The 17,397-nt window shown below is 56.7% G+C and carries 17 protein-coding genes and 1 pseudogene; 6 read left to right on the top strand and 12 right to left on the bottom strand.

Annotated elements, in window-relative coordinates; all coding sequences use genetic code 11:
• Positions 1 to 38: 38 nt before the first annotated feature.
• Positions 39 to 758, bottom strand: a complete 720-nt coding sequence (gene lipB, locus BLT38_RS18760) for a lipoyl(octanoyl) transferase LipB (protein ID WP_419865723.1) — start codon at positions 756 to 758, stop codon at positions 39 to 41.
• A 109-nt stretch (positions 759 to 867) separates the two neighbouring features.
• Between lipB and BLT38_RS18765 the strand changes: the two genes are divergently transcribed.
• The gene (locus BLT38_RS18765; RefSeq protein WP_172838353.1) at positions 868 to 1,809 is read left to right on the top strand and encodes a DUF1684 domain-containing protein; all 942 of its coding nucleotides are present in this window, start codon (positions 868 to 870) and stop codon (positions 1,807 to 1,809) included.
• 54 nt (positions 1,810 to 1,863) lie between these two features.
• Here BLT38_RS18765 and lpdA read toward each other — a convergent pair whose 3' ends face one another.
• A complete protein-coding gene (lpdA, locus tag BLT38_RS18770; protein ID WP_083346556.1) occupies positions 1,864 to 3,282 on the bottom strand; it encodes a dihydrolipoyl dehydrogenase in 1,419 nt (472 codons plus the stop codon).
• 285 nt (positions 3,283 to 3,567) lie between these two features.
• Between lpdA and BLT38_RS18775 the strand changes: the two genes are divergently transcribed.
• Positions 3,568 to 4,740 carry a carboxypeptidase-like regulatory domain-containing protein gene (locus tag BLT38_RS18775; RefSeq protein ID WP_083346557.1) on the top strand — a complete coding sequence of 391 codons (1,173 nt, stop codon included), beginning with the start codon at positions 3,568 to 3,570 and terminating at the stop codon, positions 4,738 to 4,740.
• Positions 4,741 to 4,755: 15 nt separating this feature from the next.
• Here BLT38_RS18775 and BLT38_RS18780 read toward each other — a convergent pair whose 3' ends face one another.
• Positions 4,756 to 6,498 carry a lytic transglycosylase domain-containing protein gene (locus BLT38_RS18780; protein ID WP_156785315.1) on the bottom strand — a complete coding sequence of 581 codons (1,743 nt, stop codon included), beginning with the start codon at positions 6,496 to 6,498 and terminating at the stop codon, positions 4,756 to 4,758.
• 150 nt (positions 6,499 to 6,648) lie between these two features.
• Between BLT38_RS18780 and BLT38_RS18785 the strand changes: the two genes are divergently transcribed.
• A complete protein-coding gene (locus BLT38_RS18785) occupies positions 6,649 to 6,819 on the top strand; it encodes a hypothetical protein (RefSeq protein WP_156785209.1) in 171 nt (56 codons plus the stop codon).
• On the opposite strand, the gene BLT38_RS18790 is transcribed toward BLT38_RS18785, so the two are convergent.
• A complete protein-coding gene (locus BLT38_RS18790; RefSeq protein WP_083346560.1) occupies positions 6,816 to 7,226 on the bottom strand; it encodes a hypothetical protein in 411 nt (136 codons plus the stop codon). The two genes, BLT38_RS18785 and BLT38_RS18790, sit on opposite strands and share 4 nt — an antisense overlap.
• A 33-nt stretch (positions 7,227 to 7,259) precedes the next feature.
• A pseudogene (locus BLT38_RS18795) lies at positions 7,260 to 7,445 on the bottom strand (hypothetical protein); the annotation flags it as partial.
• Positions 7,446 to 7,533: 88 nt separating this feature from the next.
• Here BLT38_RS18795 and BLT38_RS18800 point away from each other — a divergent pair.
• Complete coding sequence (locus tag BLT38_RS18800; protein WP_083346562.1) at positions 7,534 to 8,886, top strand: DNA polymerase domain-containing protein; 1,353 nt, start codon at positions 7,534 to 7,536, stop codon at positions 8,884 to 8,886.
• A complete protein-coding gene (locus BLT38_RS20595; protein WP_156785211.1) occupies positions 8,883 to 9,050 on the top strand; it encodes a hypothetical protein in 168 nt (55 codons plus the stop codon). The genes BLT38_RS18800 and BLT38_RS20595 overlap by 4 nt, the downstream gene beginning before the upstream one ends.
• On the opposite strand, the gene BLT38_RS18805 is transcribed toward BLT38_RS20595, so the two are convergent.
• Together BLT38_RS18805 and BLT38_RS18810 are read right to left on the bottom strand one after the other, a co-directional pair.
• A complete protein-coding gene (locus BLT38_RS18805) occupies positions 9,051 to 10,133 on the bottom strand; it encodes an ATP-dependent DNA ligase (RefSeq protein ID WP_083346563.1) in 1,083 nt (360 codons plus the stop codon).
• A 3-nt stretch (positions 10,134 to 10,136) separates the two neighbouring features.
• The gene (locus BLT38_RS18810) at positions 10,137 to 10,745 is read right to left on the bottom strand and encodes an HD domain-containing protein (protein WP_083346564.1); all 609 of its coding nucleotides are present in this window, start codon (positions 10,743 to 10,745) and stop codon (positions 10,137 to 10,139) included.
• Positions 10,746 to 10,836: 91 nt separating this feature from the next.
• Between BLT38_RS18810 and BLT38_RS18815 the strand changes: the two genes are divergently transcribed.
• Complete coding sequence (locus BLT38_RS18815) at positions 10,837 to 12,564, top strand: glycosyltransferase family 39 protein (RefSeq protein ID WP_083346565.1); 1,728 nt, start codon at positions 10,837 to 10,839, stop codon at positions 12,562 to 12,564.
• Between the two features lie 12 nt (positions 12,565 to 12,576).
• On the opposite strand, the gene BLT38_RS18820 is transcribed toward BLT38_RS18815, so the two are convergent.
• From BLT38_RS18820 to BLT38_RS18840, 5 genes are read right to left on the bottom strand one after another with little or no spacing between them, the layout of a single operon-like run.
• Complete coding sequence (locus tag BLT38_RS18820) at positions 12,577 to 13,197, bottom strand: nucleotidyltransferase family protein (RefSeq protein ID WP_083346566.1); 621 nt, start codon at positions 13,195 to 13,197, stop codon at positions 12,577 to 12,579.
• A complete protein-coding gene (locus BLT38_RS18825) occupies positions 13,194 to 13,778 on the bottom strand; it encodes an XdhC family protein (RefSeq protein ID WP_083346567.1) in 585 nt (194 codons plus the stop codon). Before BLT38_RS18825 ends, BLT38_RS18820 begins: the two co-directional genes overlap by 4 nt.
• A 31-nt stretch (positions 13,779 to 13,809) precedes the next feature.
• Positions 13,810 to 15,279 (bottom strand): glycoside hydrolase family 125 protein, encoded by a 1,470-nt coding sequence (locus BLT38_RS18830; RefSeq protein ID WP_083346568.1) that lies wholly within the window; start codon positions 15,277 to 15,279, stop codon positions 13,810 to 13,812.
• A 36-nt stretch (positions 15,280 to 15,315) separates the two neighbouring features.
• On the bottom strand, positions 15,316 to 16,860 hold the full coding sequence (locus tag BLT38_RS18835) for a hypothetical protein (protein ID WP_083346569.1): 1,545 nt from the start codon (positions 16,858 to 16,860) through the stop codon (positions 15,316 to 15,318).
• Between the two features lie 46 nt (positions 16,861 to 16,906).
• Complete coding sequence (locus tag BLT38_RS18840; RefSeq protein ID WP_083346570.1) at positions 16,907 to 17,284, bottom strand: hypothetical protein; 378 nt, start codon at positions 17,282 to 17,284, stop codon at positions 16,907 to 16,909.
• Positions 17,285 to 17,397: the final 113 nt, after the last annotated feature.

Genomic DNA, 17,397 nt, shown 5'->3' on the forward strand with positions numbered 1-17,397 from the left:
GGCTTACTTCCAGACCAGAAGATTATAGAGCGACGGCACTACTGCGCGCTTGAATGCGCGGTTATCGCACTTTCGTGTCGAGTATCGCCGGGATGTAATAAGGACTCCAACGATTCCACGGCGAGCATTTGCCGTTCGAACACGGTGCCAAAGTTGCGGGAGACCATGTTGCGGGCGTTCTCCATCGTGGGTGCGAGCAAGGGCGGATCGTCCACTTCGTTTTCGAGTGAGGTGGGCATGCGGTCGGTGATGCCGCAGGGGACGATCCATTGGAAGTCGCGCAGGTCCGTGGTGACGTTGAGGGCAAAGCCGTGCGAGGTGACTCCCTGCGAAACGTGAACGCCGATCGCTGCGAGTTTGCCTTCGAGCACAGAACCTCCGCCTACTGTCCACACGCCGGTGCGACCCTTGATGCGCTGTGCCTGCACTCCGAAGTTGCGGCAAGTGCGGATGAGTACTTCTTCGAGCAAGCGGACGAAGTCGACCGGGCCGAGGTGCGGGCCTTTCTTGCCGGGCAGATCGCCACGGAGATCAACGATGGGATAGCCGACGAGTTGGCCGGGGCCGTGATACGTTACGTCGCCGCCGCGATTGATCTCGTGGATTTCGACACCCTTCGCCTTCAGCACTTCATCGGATGCAAGGATGTTTTCACGATGGGCGTTGCGACCGAGAGTGAGGACGGGCGGGTGTTCCAACAGAAGAAGCGTATCCGCGATACTGCCTGCTTTGCGCGCCGCTACAAGCTCATGTTGCACGCGCAGACCTTCTTCGTATGAAACACGGCCGAGTTGAACCAGATGGACAATCACAACGTAGATACCAGTACAGCCTGATACATTTTCTCAAACTATGGGGTCTGAAGCGATGGAAGACGCTCTTCGACGGTATGCCGCGAATTGTTTCCTTATCTCAGTGACGTTGTTTGCTGTGGGGTGCCGTCACGATGGGCTTTCACCGTACAGTGAAGCGGATGAGGTTCGACTTCGCGCGGACGAAAGTAAGAATCTGGCGGATCCGCGCGGCGATCTTGCCTTTATGCGGAACATTGAAATTACCGGCAGTACCGTCATTGGAGACTCTGAGAGCAAGGGGATTGCGCTGGATCACTGGCAAGGCAAGCCATTCAGCATAGATCGCAAGGGTGGCCAAGTCGTCGCAGTCAGTAGTGGGTCAGAGACCTTGCTGGACGGCAAACCAATCCTGACAGGGCAGACGTTGCCGGATTCGGGTGCAACCTGGATCACAAATGGCAGTTTGAGTCTCCATTTGTTGAAAAACGGCGAGCGCGTGCGTTTCCAGGCGTTCGATGGCAAATCGCAGCCGCTCCAATCGATTCATGCGCCGAACTTCTATGCGCCAACCGCGGCGTACCGGATACCTGCGGAGTGGGTTCCTGCTGTCAGAGAGATGCAGTATCACCGCACAAACGGAGGCAGTGATATTCCAGCGCATATGGATGGCTATGTGCAGTTCTCGTTGGATGGCAAGTCATTGCGTCTCTATGGCGAAACGCTGCCTGCTGACGGCAAAGATCCAGCCATGCTCTTCATCGTCTTTCGTGACCAGACATCCACCACAGAGACGTATCCCGCCAGCCGTTTTTTGTACGTGCGAGATGGTTCACGGGAGTTTCCGAAGGGCTACAAGTTTGATTCCGCGAAGCCAACGAAGCTGATGCTTGATTTCAATCAAGCGGTGAATCCGGTTTGCGCTTATAACCCCAACACGCATTGCCCGATTGCACCGCCTGAGAATCGTCTGTCGGTGGCAATCCCCGCGGGTGAGAAGCGCTACAACGCCGAATAGAAACAGCGAAGCCCGCACCGTTGCGATGCGGGCTTCCGTGTTTCTGTTGATGCGTTATGCGTTCAGCGACATGCCGTACACAGCCGAGTAGCCATCGAGCAGGCTCTCGCTCAGCGTGGGATGCGCGTGGACGGTGTACATCAGTTCTTCCACGGTCATCTCAGCATCCATTGCAACGACTGCTTCCGCGATGAGTTCCGTGGCGAAGGGGCCGATGATGTGTACGCCGAGAATCTCGCCGTACTTGGCATCGGCAACGACTTTCACGAAGCCGTCGTGTGCATTGAGGATCGTGGCCTTGGAGTTTCCGGCGAGCGGGAACTTGCCCACCTTCACTTCGTGTCCAGCGGCCTTTGCAGCAGCTTCGCTCAGACCCACGCTGCCGATCTGCGGTTCGCAGTAGGTGCAGCCAGGGATACGCAGACGGTTCACGGGACGTGCGTACTTGCCAGCGATGTGTGCTGCGGCAACTGCGCCACTCATGCTGCCGGAGTGAGCCAACAGGGGCAGACCGGAGACGATGTCGCCGATGGCGTAGATGCCCGGCTCGGCGGTCTGCTGATACTGGTCGACCTTGATGGCGGTGCGATCCAGTTCGACCTTCGTCGATTCCAGGTTCAGAGCGGCGGTGCGCGGTGCGCGTCCAATGGCGACGAGAACCTTTTCGGCTTCCTTGATGTTGTCCTTGCCGTCGCTGGTGGTGAAGTGGACCTTCACGCCGGTCTTGGTCTCTTCAATCTTGTTGACCTTCGCGGATACATGGCAGTCCATGCCGCGCTTCTTGTACTGACGCAGGAATTCCTTGGAGATGTCGGCATCTTCCACGGGAACCAGACGGTCCGCCATTTCGATGATGGTCACTTCCGAGTTGAAGCTCTTGAAGACCGAAGCGAACTCTACGCCCACAGCGCCTGAGCCGATGACGACGAGCGACTTCGGCAGCTTGTCCAGCGAGAGGATTTCGATGTTCGTCAGAATCTTGTCGCTGGCCGTGTAGCCGGGGATCATGCGAGCGTCGCTGCCGGTGGCCAGAACGATCTTCTTTGCCTGCACCTGCTGCTTCTTGCCTTCAAACTCCACGTCCACGGTGTGCACACCACCCTTTGCAGGGCCGGTCAGCTTACCGGTTCCGCGTACCAGCGTGACCTTGTTCTTCTTGACCAGGTACTGCAAGCCACCCACGTGCTTGTCGATAATGGCCTGCTTGCGCTTCAGCACCTGCGGCCAGTTCACGGTGCCATTGCCAATGCCGTCGATGCCGTACATGGTGGCTTCGTTGGCGTGGTCGAAGATCTCTGCGGAATGCAACATTGCCTTCGTGGGGACACAGCCCACGTGGAGGCAAGTGCCGCCCAGCTTGTCGCTTAGCTCAATCAGAGCAACTTTCAATCCATACTGCGCCGCGCGAAATGCGCACGAATAACCTGCAGGGCCGCCGCCGATCACGGCCACATCAAAGATGGTCTCTGCCACGAATCTTTCTCCAGATCGCAGACCGGATGCCACGAGTACTCCCGACTGGCCCGGCCGCCGCATGGACCTTGGTCCACGCCTTGATATTAGAGTACGCCTTCCTCTTTTTGACTCGTCCCGAACCGTAAAGCCGCTTGTTCCTTGACTTATCGGGTCGTTGGATAGCGGCTAAACAAATCTCTGGTGAAAACTTAAATAGGGTGATGTCATAAAGCGCCAAAATACGACGCAATACGTCAAAATGAAGAAGCGGCATATCTGAACCAGCCGCTCGGGAGAAGTAGTTTGCAGACACAGATTCGACACATCGACGCAATGAAGAAGCAGTCGAAACTGGTTGCGTTCGGTTCGCTTCGAACACTGATTCTGCTGGCTTTGGTTCCCACTGGAATGACTGCGTTGCAGGTACACGCACAAACTCAAATCGCGGAAGCCGTGATTAAGGGATTGCCGGATGCCCCGGCCCCACAGAACGCCTCGCGAGCCGATCAAAGCCGCCGTCCCGCTCCCGTACCTCTCGCACAAGGCAATGCGACCCTTGCCGGGACGGTCACGGACAGCGATATGGCTGGAATCCCGGGTGCCACGGTCGAACTACTGGGAGAAGGAGGCGAGTTCTACAAGAGTGGGACAACGGATGAAGGTGGAGTTTTCCAGTTTCACGGCATTCCGGGAGGAAACTATCGACTTTTCGTAGAGCGAAAGGGTTTTTCCCAGACCATCACTGAGCGCCTCACGGTGGCAGAGGGGGAGGCTGTAGAGGCTCCGCCAGTACGGCTGACCGTGGCATCTGACGCAACCGAGATCACTGTGCGGCCGACAGAAGTCATTGCCGAAGAACAGATTCGTGCGCAGGAACAACAGCGCGTGTTCGGTCTTTTCCCTAACTTTTACGTGAGTTATGTCTGGGACGCAGCGCCCATGAACGCAAAGCAGAAGTACAAGCTGGCGCTGCATAAGATGTTTGATCCCATGACTTTTGTCGAAGTCAGCATTGCCGCCGGGATTCAGCAGGCTGCGAATACCCACTCCGATTTTGGTCAAGGCGCGGAGGGATACGCCAAACGCTGGGGAGCCCAGTTTGCAAATGGGCGCACTGGCGAACTGTTAGGTCGCGCGGTTTTTGCCTCAGTCTTCCACCAGGATCCGCGCTATTTCTACCAAGGTTCCGGATCAACACGGTCTCGCGCATTTCATGCGATTGGCTCGGCGTTCGTAGCGCGAAGTGACAAAGGAACGACGATGCCGAACTATGCCTACCTGCTGGGCAATATCAGTTCTGGCGCTCTATCGAACCTGTACTATCCTTCGAACGATCGGGGAGCGGGGCTGATCTTCCAGAATGCTGCCATCGGAATTGGTGGACGTGCGATGCAGAACCTGATCCGGGAATTTGTCACCAAACAACTTACATCGCACGTGCCGGGAAGCGGTAAACCTGCTGCGGGAACCCAGTAATAACCGGTGTTGGCTTTATTTTGTTTTTTTGCGGCTCGTTGTCTTCTTCGCTGTCGAATGGGATGTCGTAGCTTTTCCCTTTGAAGCGGTCTTTGCCTTGCGTCCTCGTGAACCAGGAGCCAGGCGCACAGGTTCTGCCACGTAGATCTTGCGGCCCAAGGGCAGTGTTCCAGAGCCCAGGTGGTTCCACTGGCGGAGGTTTTCCGTGGTCACGTTGAAGCGATCGGCCACGGTCACCAACGTGTCTCCGTGACGCGTGGTGTACTGCAGCGGATGCAAGCTGGCGGAGGCGGCGGAGACCAAGGGAATCACCAGGTCGTCGCCTTCTTCCACGGCAGAGTTTGCCGGGAGATCGTTTGCGGCCAGAATGTCTGCCGCGCTTACCTTGTAAAGCTGCGCCACCTGATCCAGCGATTCGCCTGCAACCACCTCGTGGAAGCGCCACGACGAGCGCTTCTCCACCGGAATGGCGGCGATGCGTTCGTTGAAGTTGTCTTTCGTGCCCTTCGGAATGTGCAGGTCAAACGGAACGCCGTCGGGCGTGCTCAACCGCAGGAGCGCAGGGTTCAGGCCGACCAGGTCTGTCATGCTCGCGCCGGTGATATCAGCGGCTAGGTGCAGATCCATCGCGTAGTCCACGGTGACCGTGTCGTACAGGACGGGCGCCGCCGGATGCAGATCCGTCAGTCCATACTTTTCGGGATTCTTCGCCATCAGGATCGCTGCCAGAATCTGCGGAACGTAGTTCTTCGTCTCGCGCGGCATTGCGTTACGGCGATAGAGTTCCCAGTAGTCTGCATAGCCGGTGCGCTGCACGGCGCGCTGCATGTTGCCTGGGCCCCAGTCGTAGCCGCCCATGGCCAGATACCAATCGCCAAACTGGTCATACAGACCCTTCATGTACTTGGCGTAGGCGCGCGTACTCTTTTCCGGATCAAAGCGCTCGTCAAAATAGCCGTTTCGCTCCAGACCATAAGCGCCCTTGAAGGGCATGAACTGCCACATACCGCCTGCACCGCTGGAGGCATTCATGGCCTGTGGCTGGAAGCCAGATTCTGCTACAGCCAGATAGATCATGTCCTGCGGAACGCCTTCTTCGCGCAGAACTCCCTGCATCATGTCCTTGTACTTGCCCAGGCGCTCCAGCGAGGCGCGCATGTGGGCTGTGAAGGATCGGGAATTGGCAAAGGCGTTAATGTAACCTGCGACTTCGGGATTGATGACCAGTGGCAGGTCCGACGTGGTGTTCAGGGTGCTCTTCAGGCTGGCGGTTTGTTCCGGTGTGGCGTCTGAGAAGGTCAGGTCGTTGACGGCTTCCAGCGGAGTCTCTTCCTGCTTGGGTGAGAAGCCGTTGCCCTGCTTCAGCGCGTCCATCTCCAGGGAATTGACCGCGTCTACCGTGCGCTCAAATTCGTCGCTCAGCGTAGGGTCAGACTTGATATCAAGACCGCTGGTCAACATGAGGTCGACAGCGTGATCGAAATCACTGCGCGCGCCGTCCAGATTGCCCGCGCGATAGTTCTGCACACCACTGCGATACGAGCGATCTACCTGCTGGATAAGCTCAGCGATGCGCGGATTCGTCTGCTCGGCTGTTTGCGCATTATTGCCTCCCACGGTTTTGGGGAGCGCCGGAGCTGTGGAGTTGGCAGGAGGTTTTGCCGCTGTCTGCTGTTGCGGACATCCCAGCAGGAATACGGTGCATGCCGAAGCCGCTATGGCCGCGAGGGGTCGGATTCGGGACGGAAGCTGGATCATCGGCACTCCCGCAATTGTATCGGCGGCCACAGGATTGGCGCATCTCCGGCCTTTCATCGAATGTTGTGCCTCGAAGGTGTTAGCAGTTGCTTACGGATGGTGTATCGCGGTAGGCTTTTGTGCGATTCCGCATCGTGTGAATCCGACGCGATGCTGTTGGCTGTCCTGGTGTACAGCCAGGCAGATGATTTAAAGGGGTGGATGGCTCCTATGGATGCTTTGCTTCTGCTTTTCTCAGGTGTTGCAGTTACGGTGGTTCTTCCTTGCCTCATCGCCAGCGCGTTGCGCGATGCCGCCAAGCGAGGCGCTCACTCCGTCTAATCGACGTTTTTCTGCAACTGAATTTCGTGGTCGGTGCCCCATTGCCTCCAGAGCATTCTGAAGGTCGCAGCGGGATGCACCAGAAGCCAGAACCATTGCCACTGTCCGCGTAACGCGTAGACGGTAGCCGGAAGATAGCTGAAAAACAGCGCACACAACGCCCAGGCTACTGGTGCCATTCCGACTCGGATGGGCGGCCCCAGAAACGGGATGATGTAGTAGGTCCTTTTCCATGCAAGCCAAAGCAGAATGGGCGGAAGCACCTGCCCTGGGATCACAAGCAGAGTTAGTAGCCACAACTGGGTAATGGACAGCTTCCCACTGCTCCGTCGGACAGACGGAGTCAACAGAGTCGCTGCCATCGTCGCGGCACAAACCGTTGCTGCGATGCACCACGCCAGTATCATCGGTCACTCCGTTCGGTGGTGACGCTCTCGTTCCTACTCTGTTTGCAGGATCAGCAACACGCCGCCTGCAGCGAGATGCACCGATCCGTTATTGCAGTTGCCAACCTGCAGATTCTTCGTCGTGTTGCCGTCGGTATATGACTGCACATGTTTCGCGTGAAGCACAGACATATCCGGTGTTACGTCACGTGCTGTGTCGTCGTTCATCACACCCACGTACCAAGTTTTACCAGTTGTGTCGGAATCTTATGCCAACCAAACCCCATTGTGCGCCCTGCGCATCCCATGAATCACGAGAGGAAAGCACATGGCCAAGTCGGAAGAGGAGTGGATACAAGTTGCGGGCCGAAGTGTACGCATCTCCAATCCGCACAAGCCATACTTCACAAGCGGTGTGCAGCTTTCCAAGATTGATATTGTTCGCTATTACCTGAGCATCGCAGACGGTGCACTGAACGGCATCCGTAATCGTCCCATTGTGCTGAAACGGTTTGTGGATGGGGCAGAGAAGGAACCCTTCTACCAGAAGCGAGCGCCGTCAGATACGCCGGAATGGTTGCGCACGGTTACGCTAAGTTTTCCTTCCGGTCGCACAGCAGAAGAAGTTGTGGTGGATGACGCCGCAGGGCTCGCATGGATCGTCAATCTTGGATGTATTGAGCTGCATCCACATGCCGTTACCGCAGACGACCTGGATCATCCTAACGAGCTTCGCATCGATCTCGATCCGCAACCCGGTGTTGCATGGAACGATGTGTGTTCTGTGGCCATGCAGGTGAAGTCGCTTCTGGATGAAGTTGGTTTGGTTGGATGGCCTAAGACCAGTGGCTCGCGCGGCATTCACATCAATGTGCGTATCCATCCGCAATGGAGCTTCACAGATGTTCGTCGTGCGGCGCTTGCACTGGCGCGAGAAGTGGAACGCCGACATCCCATGGCCAGCAGCAAATGGTGGAAGGAAGAGCGCCACGGCGTGTTTTTGGATTACAACCAGAACGCTAAGGACCGCACTACCTGCAGTGCGTACAGCGTGCGTCCACTGCCGGATGCGCGTGTAAGCACTCCGCTTGCGTGGGATGAGGTCATGCAGTGTGATCCGGCAGAGTTCACCGTGCTGACCGTGCCTGAGCGCTTCGCCAGGATCGGCGATCCGCAAGCGGCGATGGATCAAAATGCAGGTTCGTTGGAAGCGCTGCTGGAGATGGCATCGCGCGATGAAGCGAACGGCATTGGCGATGCACCGTGGCCTCCGCATTTTAAGAAGCAGTGGAATGAAGGCAAACGGGTTCAGCCATCCAAAGCGAAAAAGCCAGACATGCAGGAAGGCGAAGATGTTGATCCTGCAGCGTCTGCGAAAAAGCCTCGTGCTACGGGACGAAGAAAGTCGACGATGCCGCTGCTGGTGATTGCGCAGTCGCCGGATAAGGCAGCAGCACAAGCCGGGTTGGAGCGCTGGAAACAACGATATCCGGAAGCCGCGAAGCATCTGGCGGCGGACGACGTGCTTGTCGACCGCATGCGCGGTTCAGCTTACGTCTGGTATCGCATCCGGGTGAATCTGCGAAACGTGCCGGAGGAGATGCGTCCAACGCAGGAAGCACTCGATCCCGATGACGATCCAACCCGCGCATGGCGTGCAGAAGCGGGAGAAAAGGAATGAAGCCGATTGCCGTTCTGCCGTCGCTGTTGCTCGCATGCACGTCGCTCACAGGCTGCGTTGTTGTGGGCTATTCGACGCGCAGCGGTTTCTTCGTCTGGCACGGAGGCATCCTCATCACAGTGGTAGTACTGCTGGTGTTGTGGATTCTCTTTCGCAGTCGTTGATTACGTGCGTTCAGGAAAGATCTGCATTAACTCAGCCGCTGGTACTGTTTCCAGTTGTGCGTAGGTGCAGTCCTTCGGCGCCTTGTCTGGCCGCCATCTGCGAAAGTGTGCCAGATGCCGAAAGCGGTCGCCCTGCATGTGTTCATACGCGACTTCAACCACCAACTCAGGCCGCACTGGCACCCACGAAAGATCTTTGCCGCCACTCCATCGCGATTGGCCTCCGGGCATCCGTCCACCGGCTTGCGCCGCGGCATCAGCCCAGTTCTTCCATGGATGATGAGTCAAAGCGTCTTCGCGATATGGCTCAAGGAACTGAGTTAACTCTTTACGCTTTGCCGCGGTGAAGCTTGCACACACACCCACATGCTGCAACGCGTCCGCATCGTCATACAGGCCGAGCAGCAGCGAGCCAACCGCTACATTCTCGCCATCCTTATGCCAGCGGAAACCTGCTACGACGCAATCGCAATCGCGCTCATGCTTCACCTTGAGCATGGTGCGCTTGTCTGGCGTGTACGCACCTTCCAGTGGTTTCGCAATGACTCCATCCAGCCCGGCACCTTCAAAGCGGGTGAACCAGTCTTCTGCTATTGAACGATCCTGTGTTGCAGGAGTCAGATGGATCGGAGGATTCGCGTTCGCAAGCACTTGCTCCAGCCTCGCGCGCCGCTCACGAAATGGAACATCGTGGAGTTGGTGATCTCCATCCTGGAGTATGTCAAAGAAAACGATGGACGCAGGTGTCTGCTGGGCGAGCATCTTCACCCGCGACGCGGCAGGGTGAATGCGTAGTGATAACAGATCGAAGTCCAGACCATATTTTGTTGCGATGACGACTTCGCCATCCAGAACGCATCGCTGCGGCAACTGCTGCAAGAGCGGTTCGCGAAGTTCCGGAAAATAGCGATCAAGTGGCTTGCCATCTCTGCTCTGAATCAACAGTTCGTCGCCATCGCGAAAGACCAACGCCCGAAATCCATCCCACTTCGGTTCAAAGCTCCAATGCTGAGTATCCTCGGGAATGGAGTCCACGCGTTTGGCCAGCATGGGAAGAACGGGCGCTTGTGCAAGCAGGCTCATGCCTTAGTTGGATGCAGTTGCGCCCTCCAGCGCAAGCTCGGCCGCGTTTGCCTGCATTGCGCGCAGGCAGTTTTCGATGTGCTCTTCCATCGGAATGCCAAGCAGCGCTGCGCCCTCGACAATGTCTTCGCGATTCACGCCACGTGCAAATGCCTTATCCTTCATCTTCTTCTTCACACCGGCTACTTCCACATCGTGAATGCTCTTTGTGGGTTTCACCAGCGCGCAGGCAGTAAGAAATCCAGCCAGTTCGTCACAGGCAAAGAGCGCACGGTCCAGATGGCTTTCGCGCGCCGCGCCGGTGTAGGAAGCATGTGCCAGGATGGCATGCCGAATCTCCTCAGGCCATCCCTGCTCCGTCAGCAAGCGATTGCCAACAAACGGATGCTCCTCCAGTGATGGATGCCGATCGTAGTCAAAGTCATGCAGCAGCGCCGCCATGCTGTATTTCGCAATAAATTCCGCAGCAGCTTCGCCATTCAGGCCCAACCGTTCGGCCTCGCGTTCTCCATAGCTGCGGGTACAGGTTTCCACTGCAAGTGCGTGTTTGATCAGGCTAGGTGAGGTAGTCCATTCATTCAGCAATTCCCAGGCGCGTTCGCGTGTGTACATGCGGCTGAGTCTAACGCACTCGCCATTGTCACAAGGGTTTGGTAACGTCACCCACAGGATGTCTGTGCGCTCCGTTAGAACAGAAAATGGATTGGAACGGTGGGACGGGCTGTTTTGCGGCCTGCTCTGGCTGCTGGCTGCACTGTTAACGCGGCCCTTTGTCGAGTCCGGCCTCATCGACGACTTTTCCTATGTGAAATCGGCCTTCGTCTTCGCAGACACGCATCGGCTTGTTTACAACGGATGGGCCACGGCCACCATCGGCTGGCAGATTGCATGGGGTGGCATCTTCGCGCATTTCTTTGGCCACACATATAGTGCTGTTCGTCTTGCCAATTTCGTGACGTCGTTTGCAACGGTATGGATTGCGCAGGCAGCGTTTCGCCGCAGCGGACTTTCGCGTCGTAACGCCGCACTTGGGGCAGTTGCGCTTGCACTGTGCCCGCTGTTTCTCCCCATGTCCGTGTCGTTCATGTCAGACATTAGCGGGCTGTTCAGCATTCTGGTTTGCTACTACTGCTGTTTGCGTGCTCTGCAATCCAAAGAGGACAGCCATGTGCTCGGGTGGCTGGTTGCAGCCAGTTTGCTTAGCATTGTTGGCTCTACGGCGCGTCAGATCGCATGGATGTCACCGCTGGTGATGGTGCCTTCAGCAGCATGGCTGTTACATCGCAAGCGAGGTGTTCTTCCTATTGCAGTGGTGCTTTGGCTGCTTTCCGCAGCGGTCATGCTTGGCAGCATGAGGTGGTTTGCGCATCAGCCTCTCTCCGTGCCGGAAGGAGTTATTCAGGGCGCTGTTAATGCGAGGTCGTTCCGTGAGCTTCTCGGAAATATGACCGCGGCCATTTTCTGTTTGCTGTTCATGCTTGTTCCGTTGCTTGCTGCATGGACTGCAAAGCGCCTGCGTGCAGCGCGGGTCGCTGCTGTTGCCGTGGGCGCGCTCGTTGTGACATTCGTTGTGCGTTTCCTTACGGCCCACGCCATGGAGAAAGGTTGGGCGCCGTGGACGGGAGACATTCTCGACAAGATCGGGATGCTGGGCTATCGCAATGCGTGGACGCTCGGTATTGAGCCGTCACCACTGGCACCATGGGCACGCGCACTTTTGTCGTTCATCATCATCGCGCTCACGCTGTGGTTTGCGCTGGCTGTGATCAACAATGCACATAAGGAATCGGAAGAGAATGCAGCAAGTGAATGGCGTTCACTGCTGATTCTTACGGTGCCGTTTCTCGCGGCTTACTTCGTGCTTCTGTGCCCGCGTGCCATGTGGGGCATTGTCATTGATCGTTACCTATTGCCGCCCATCGCCTTTGGAATTCTGTTTCTGTTGCGGATGTCGCAAGAACGTATTGGATCGCGTCTTCCTGCAATCAGCTATGTTCTGCTTGGCCTCTTCGCACTCTTCGCGATCACGGGAACACATGATTGGATCGCCATGCATCGTGCGCGTGTAGAGGCGGTGCAGCGATTGCAGTCACAGAGTGTGGATCGTTTGCAGATTGAAGCGGGATATCAGATGGATGGCATGGCGCAGATTGATCGCGCGGGTGCAGTGATTGATCCGCGTGTGCATTACCCTGCGGAAATCGATACTCGCCCGTGGACGTTGCCCGATCTTCCGCATGGATGCAGAGAAATCTTGAATCCACATACGCCTGCACTGCACCCGCACTATTTCTTGTCTGCAAGCGAAACAGAGGCATCACTCACATTGGGTGAACCTGTGTGCCTAGTGCAATCGAATGAGCAGCCACAGGTCTATGGCGCGTGGTTGCCGCCATTCCAACGCAGGATCTACATTCTGCAAAGGCCGTAGATCGCAGCGCACTCATGCGACATGAGTGTGCCGGTCGTGTTCTTTCTGTTCTTCCATCGCCTGCAGACGTTCCAGATCGGCAGGTGTATCCACGTCGAACTCACCGCCACGCAGTGGCACGGTTAATACTGCATCGTCTTGCAACAACTCACGGGCTCCCGTATCGCCAGTTAATTCCTGCAATGCATGGAAGCTGAATTCGGGAAAGAGTGCTGGGATGCCGCGTCGTTCGTAATAGTGCGAAGCAACTACGTGTTCGCGATGCGACGCTTCCATCAGCCGTCGCAGATGTTCAGCGGTTACAGTGACCTGATCGCAGGTCAACACCAGCAGATCGTCCGCATCCACGCGCTCCGCCGCCGCGGCACCTAGCGCAATGGAAGTGGACATACCTCGCCTCCACCCTTTGTTGATCAGAATGCGCGGTTCGTGGGGATTAGTCTGCAGCACTTCCAGTAGCGCTTCATAGCCCGCGCCCAGCACAACGAAGACAGGCGATGCGCCCGCTTCATGCGCCATGCGAATCGCGCGATTCATCAGGCATTCCCCTTGATACTGCACCAGTTGTTTCGGTTGGCCTAACCGTTCGGATGCGCCTGCCGCCAGTACCAGCGCTGCAACTCTACGGCTCATCGCGCCTCCGTGTGCAGTGTGTTGTTCATCATGTCCTGTTCTGAAACCGCTGGTTCCATGTGCTCCACAAATATGCGTCCTTGTGCGAGTACGTGCAGTGCACCATGAGGTGAAGTCCGCGCTGCACGTCGCATGGGCACAATGTCTTCTGTCTCCAGCAATTCGCTGGCGAACAATACGTCTCCTCGTGCATCCATCACAAATCGCATCAGAGCTACATCTGTTTCAGGAAGAACCGTGATCACTGAGCGTGGCTCGCCTTGCAGTGTCGCTTCAAAAGCTGCGATGAGAGCTGCGGCCTCAGGCGTCTCGGAAGGCTCTGACAATAGATGCGTTTCTATGTCATGGCCATCCTGAACGATATGCATCTGCGCATTCGCAAACAAATCAACGCGTTGTAGAAATTCTGCGTCGACCCATCCAGCGGAAACCGAGCCTGCACTGCGCCCATCCGCTGGGGTGTAAATACGCGTCCCGGCAGCATGATCCGAGCTTCCACGCATCTCCACGAGCGTGAAGAGAACGCCACGCGGCGTGTGTCCATACAAATGGGCAATGTCGCGGCGCTCTTTCAGGTTCATACCAAAGTGTATGCTGCGGCCACGCCGCTTCTCAAGCGGCTGAGGCCTTTTGGGCTAGGCTTTGCCGTAAAAGCGAGGGCCGTTCTGCGTGAATCTTCAACACTAATTCACCAAATAGCGTGTTTGCCCACGCAAACCACGGCCGTGTGAACTTCGTGGGATCGTCCTTGTGAAACGCCTCGTGCATGAAGTTGGTGCCGGCAGTGGTGTTGCGTAACATCTTCAGGCAGTTGAGGATTTCTGCGTCCTCTGTGCTCGTCAGAGCGCGCATCGTAATGCTCATGGGCCAGACGTAGTCCATACCCACGTGTGGTCCGCCAACACCTTCCGCTGCCGATCCCTTGAAGAAATAAGGGTTGCTGTCGCTCAATGAGAATGCGCGTGTGTTGCGGTAGACAGGCTGCTTTAGCGGAATGCCAGTCAGGTACGCAATGCTCAGTAGCCCGGGCGCATTTGCATCATCCATCCAGTTCACATTGCCAAAGCCATCCACTTCGTAGGCGTACATCTCGCCAAAGCGAGCATGTTTTAACTGTCCATACGCCTTCGTTGCGGCTGAAACTTCCGTCGCCAGTGACGCAGCATCGTTAGCAAGCTGTGCATTGCCAACCGCTTTCGCGATCTCTGCCAACATGTTCAGAGCTGCCACAGCAAACAGGTTTGCAGGAACAAAGAGCGGATACGTACACGCATCGTCGGACGGTCGGAAGATGGAGTGCAACATGCCATTCGGTTTCGTCGGAGCGCCGTAGCCACTCAGAATTACTGAGTCCGTAGGATTCTCTGCGCGACGCTGGAAATGATACGGCCCGCGATCATGCATGCGCTGTTGTTCGCGGAAGGTCCTCAACACAAGCTGCATGGCTGCAACCCATTCGCTATCGAACGCAGCAGTGCTCCCTGTTGCTTTCCAATACCCATGCGCCAGGCGGATCGGATAGCAGAGCGAGTCCACTTCCCACTTGCGCTCACCCACACCGGGCTTGTGGTCTGTGGCATCTTGCACGGCCCAGTCCAATGGCTTGTCTGTGGGGTTGCGACGAAACGCATTTGCATAAGGATCCAACAGAATGCACATCGCATGGCGATGAATCAGACCCTCGATCACCGTTGCCAGCTTCGCATCGCTCTTTGCAAACGGTAGATATGGATGCATCTGCGCGGAAGAATCGCGCAGCCACAGCGCGTCAATGTCGCCAGTGATCACGAATGTATCCGGCTTGCCATCACGTGTGCCGGGAAAGACGGTCGTATCCAGAGTGTTCGGCAGACAGTTCGCAAAGATCGTACGCAACTGCGGATCGGCAATGTCGCGGCTGACAGATGCAATGGCATCTTCCACAGCCTGCGAGCGAAACAGTCGCTCACTCTCAGCAGGACGCTGCGTCAGATCGCGCTTCGTGTACTGCGCAAGAAGGTTTGTCTTTGCAAAGAAAGCTGCTCCTGCGGCAAGCGCTGCGGAGTTACGAACAAAGCTGCGACGATCGACATGCGAAACCATGCATGTCAGCTTACCTGCTTCCCGCAACACTTCGCATCAATGCAGCACGATCAATGTCGCCATGTGCGGCGGCAGAGTAAACACCTGGCCTTCTGTTGTCCTGCGGCTGCTGGTCTCACTCACCACGGTATTTACATGCGCCTCGTGCGCATCCAGCGCAGGCGCGATGAGAATCTGAATCGTGTCGAAGTACGGCGCGGTGATACGTACCGGTGTTGTGGCTTCCTTGTTCAGAATGGCCACGATTGTTTTGCCATCCGTGCGTTTGCCAGCATACGCGGTGATGTTTATCTTGCCTGCATCCAGCGTCACCGGTAGCATCGTCACGCCTTGGAATGCGGCGGCAAACTTCATCCCATATCCCACAGGCTCCAGCAGAAACTTGTTGTTCAGCTTGCCGTCCGTACCTGCTCCAGCCAGGGTACCTTCGTTTGCAATCGGTGTGTAGAACGGTTTGGGATGCGGCACAGTTGGGTCTTTCATCAGGGCTTCGCCGTGAAATACGCCGCCCACAGACACTGCCTGTGCATGGCCGGAACCGCCGTGTAGATTTACACCGCAATAGCCATCCAGCATCAGTTGGAAAAGATACTCCGCACTCCACAGTGCTGCGGCAAATACATCGCTCAACCCCGGCTTGCCGCCGCGATAGACCGTGTTGCCTTCGGTCATGCGATACGTAACAGACGGGCCGATCTTTGTTGCTGCTGCCTTTGCTGCGGCAGCATCTTCAGCGACTTTCACGTCCGGCTTCAGCAGGTTCTCGATCGTTGCATCCGGATTCGATGGTGGCCCGCTCCAGTAGTAGTGATGACTCAGCGTCACCACGTTGGGCTTGTCCTCGATGCTGGCCCAACGGTCAGCAATCTGCGTTAACCAGGTCACGTCCGCAGCCACATCCGGCATACCAAACTTAGCCTCGGGGAGTGCCTTCTGCACGGCGCGTGCAATTTTCAGCCAGTCCTCGAGGTATGTTTCTACATTCCAAGTTTGCGGATCACGCAGATGCCCCTTGAACTGATCCACCTCATTGCCAAGCTGGAAGTACTGCAAGCGCGGCCCAAGGCGCTTCATCACGTACGTCGCTTCGGCCACATCCACTTCAGGCGTTCCGTATCCGAGATTCAAGCCATAGATACAGTTCCAGCCTGTGGCCTTCAGGAAGCCGTCCAGGTTATCCACGGCCTTCGGCGTAATGGCGAACACGGTTGCGGCTGTTGGTTCGCCCTCGGCTTTCCATGATGACTCTGTGCGTGCGGGGGCAGTCGCAGCATCGGTTGCCTTCCACCACCCAAACTCACTGGTATTACCGCCAAGTCTCAGAACACCCTTGCTGGCAATGTTCCGGAACTGCTGCACAAGGCTGATGTTCTCTGGCGAAAAGAAGGTCGGATCTTCCAACTGCATGCTCTCGTAGGAAAGCCCGATGAAGTCTGAGGGAACCTTTGCTCCAGCTTCTGTGCCAACCTTCAGTGTTGCGGTTGGGATTGCGTCCGGAGTTTGTGCATGCAGGAGTATCGGCAGGGAAGCAGCAGTCGCGGAGCCAGTCAGAACAAAGTCACGCCGGGAAAACAAACGCATGCCGACAGCCTACCAAGCCATTTACGCGTGAGGAATGTGAGTGATATCAGTTGCGCGCCGCGGCGCGCTGCTCGCAGAGACGGCCGAAGAAAAACGCAACCGGTGCCATCACCAACAGGGCTACCATCTGGGCGTAGTGATGTTGGCCGGGGGTGTGGGTTTCGGCGAACAGTGCTGCAAGCGCCATGAATCCCGCAGCGCCCTCTGCTGATCCTCGCTGGGTTTCCGGCGAGAGTCGTGCTGCTACCCAACCACCTAACAATCCGAAGACTGCGGCCACAACGCCTGTCAGAGCGATGAAGCCCATTGGCGCGCCGTCCCATGGAGTGTCGTGATGTGTGATCTGGAAGAACCACGCAAGATAAAGCGCAAGCGCCAGGAAGGCACCTGCAAAAGCAGCGAAGGTGGCGCGGAATAAGCGCATGATAGTCGCTTAGATTATCGCAGCCCTGGGAACGATGCCGCGATAACTAACCTTATCCCGCAAAAGAAAACGGCCCCGGATGTACCGAGGCCGCTTCCTGCTTGTTCTGCCAG

The organism is Terriglobus roseus (assembly GCF_900102185.1).
In the GTDB taxonomy this organism is placed as follows: Bacteria; Acidobacteriota; Terriglobia; order Terriglobales; family Acidobacteriaceae; genus Terriglobus; species Terriglobus roseus_A.

What these genes read in the sequence shown, in the direction of transcription:
- BLT38_RS18765 (WP_172838353.1), top strand. Translation starts at nt 868, where the DNA reads ATGGAAGACGCTCTTCGACGGTATGCCGCGAATTGTTTCCTTATCTCA.
- BLT38_RS18780 (WP_156785315.1), bottom strand. Translation starts at nt 6,498, where the DNA reads ATGATCCAGCTTCCGTCCCGAATCCGACCCCTCGCGGCCATAGCGGCT.
- BLT38_RS18785 (WP_156785209.1), top strand. Translation starts at nt 6,649, where the DNA reads ATGCTGTTGGCTGTCCTGGTGTACAGCCAGGCAGATGATTTAAAGGGG.
- BLT38_RS18790 (WP_083346560.1), bottom strand. Translation starts at nt 7,226, where the DNA reads ATGATACTGGCGTGGTGCATCGCAGCAACGGTTTGTGCCGCGACGATG.
- BLT38_RS18800 (WP_083346562.1), top strand. Translation starts at nt 7,534, where the DNA reads ATGGCCAAGTCGGAAGAGGAGTGGATACAAGTTGCGGGCCGAAGTGTA.
- BLT38_RS20595 (WP_156785211.1), top strand. Translation starts at nt 8,883, where the DNA reads ATGAAGCCGATTGCCGTTCTGCCGTCGCTGTTGCTCGCATGCACGTCG.
- BLT38_RS18805 (WP_083346563.1), bottom strand. Translation starts at nt 10,133, where the DNA reads ATGAGCCTGCTTGCACAAGCGCCCGTTCTTCCCATGCTGGCCAAACGC.
- BLT38_RS18810 (WP_083346564.1), bottom strand. Translation starts at nt 10,745, where the DNA reads ATGTACACACGCGAACGCGCCTGGGAATTGCTGAATGAATGGACTACC.
- BLT38_RS18820 (WP_083346566.1), bottom strand. Translation starts at nt 13,197, where the DNA reads ATGAGCCGTAGAGTTGCAGCGCTGGTACTGGCGGCAGGCGCATCCGAA.
- BLT38_RS18825 (WP_083346567.1), bottom strand. Translation starts at nt 13,778, where the DNA reads ATGAACCTGAAAGAGCGCCGCGACATTGCCCATTTGTATGGACACACG.
- BLT38_RS18830 (WP_083346568.1), bottom strand. Translation starts at nt 15,279, where the DNA reads ATGGTTTCGCATGTCGATCGTCGCAGCTTTGTTCGTAACTCCGCAGCG.
- BLT38_RS18835 (WP_083346569.1), bottom strand. Translation starts at nt 16,860, where the DNA reads ATGCGTTTGTTTTCCCGGCGTGACTTTGTTCTGACTGGCTCCGCGACT.
- BLT38_RS18840 (WP_083346570.1), bottom strand. Translation starts at nt 17,284, where the DNA reads ATGCGCTTATTCCGCGCCACCTTCGCTGCTTTTGCAGGTGCCTTCCTG.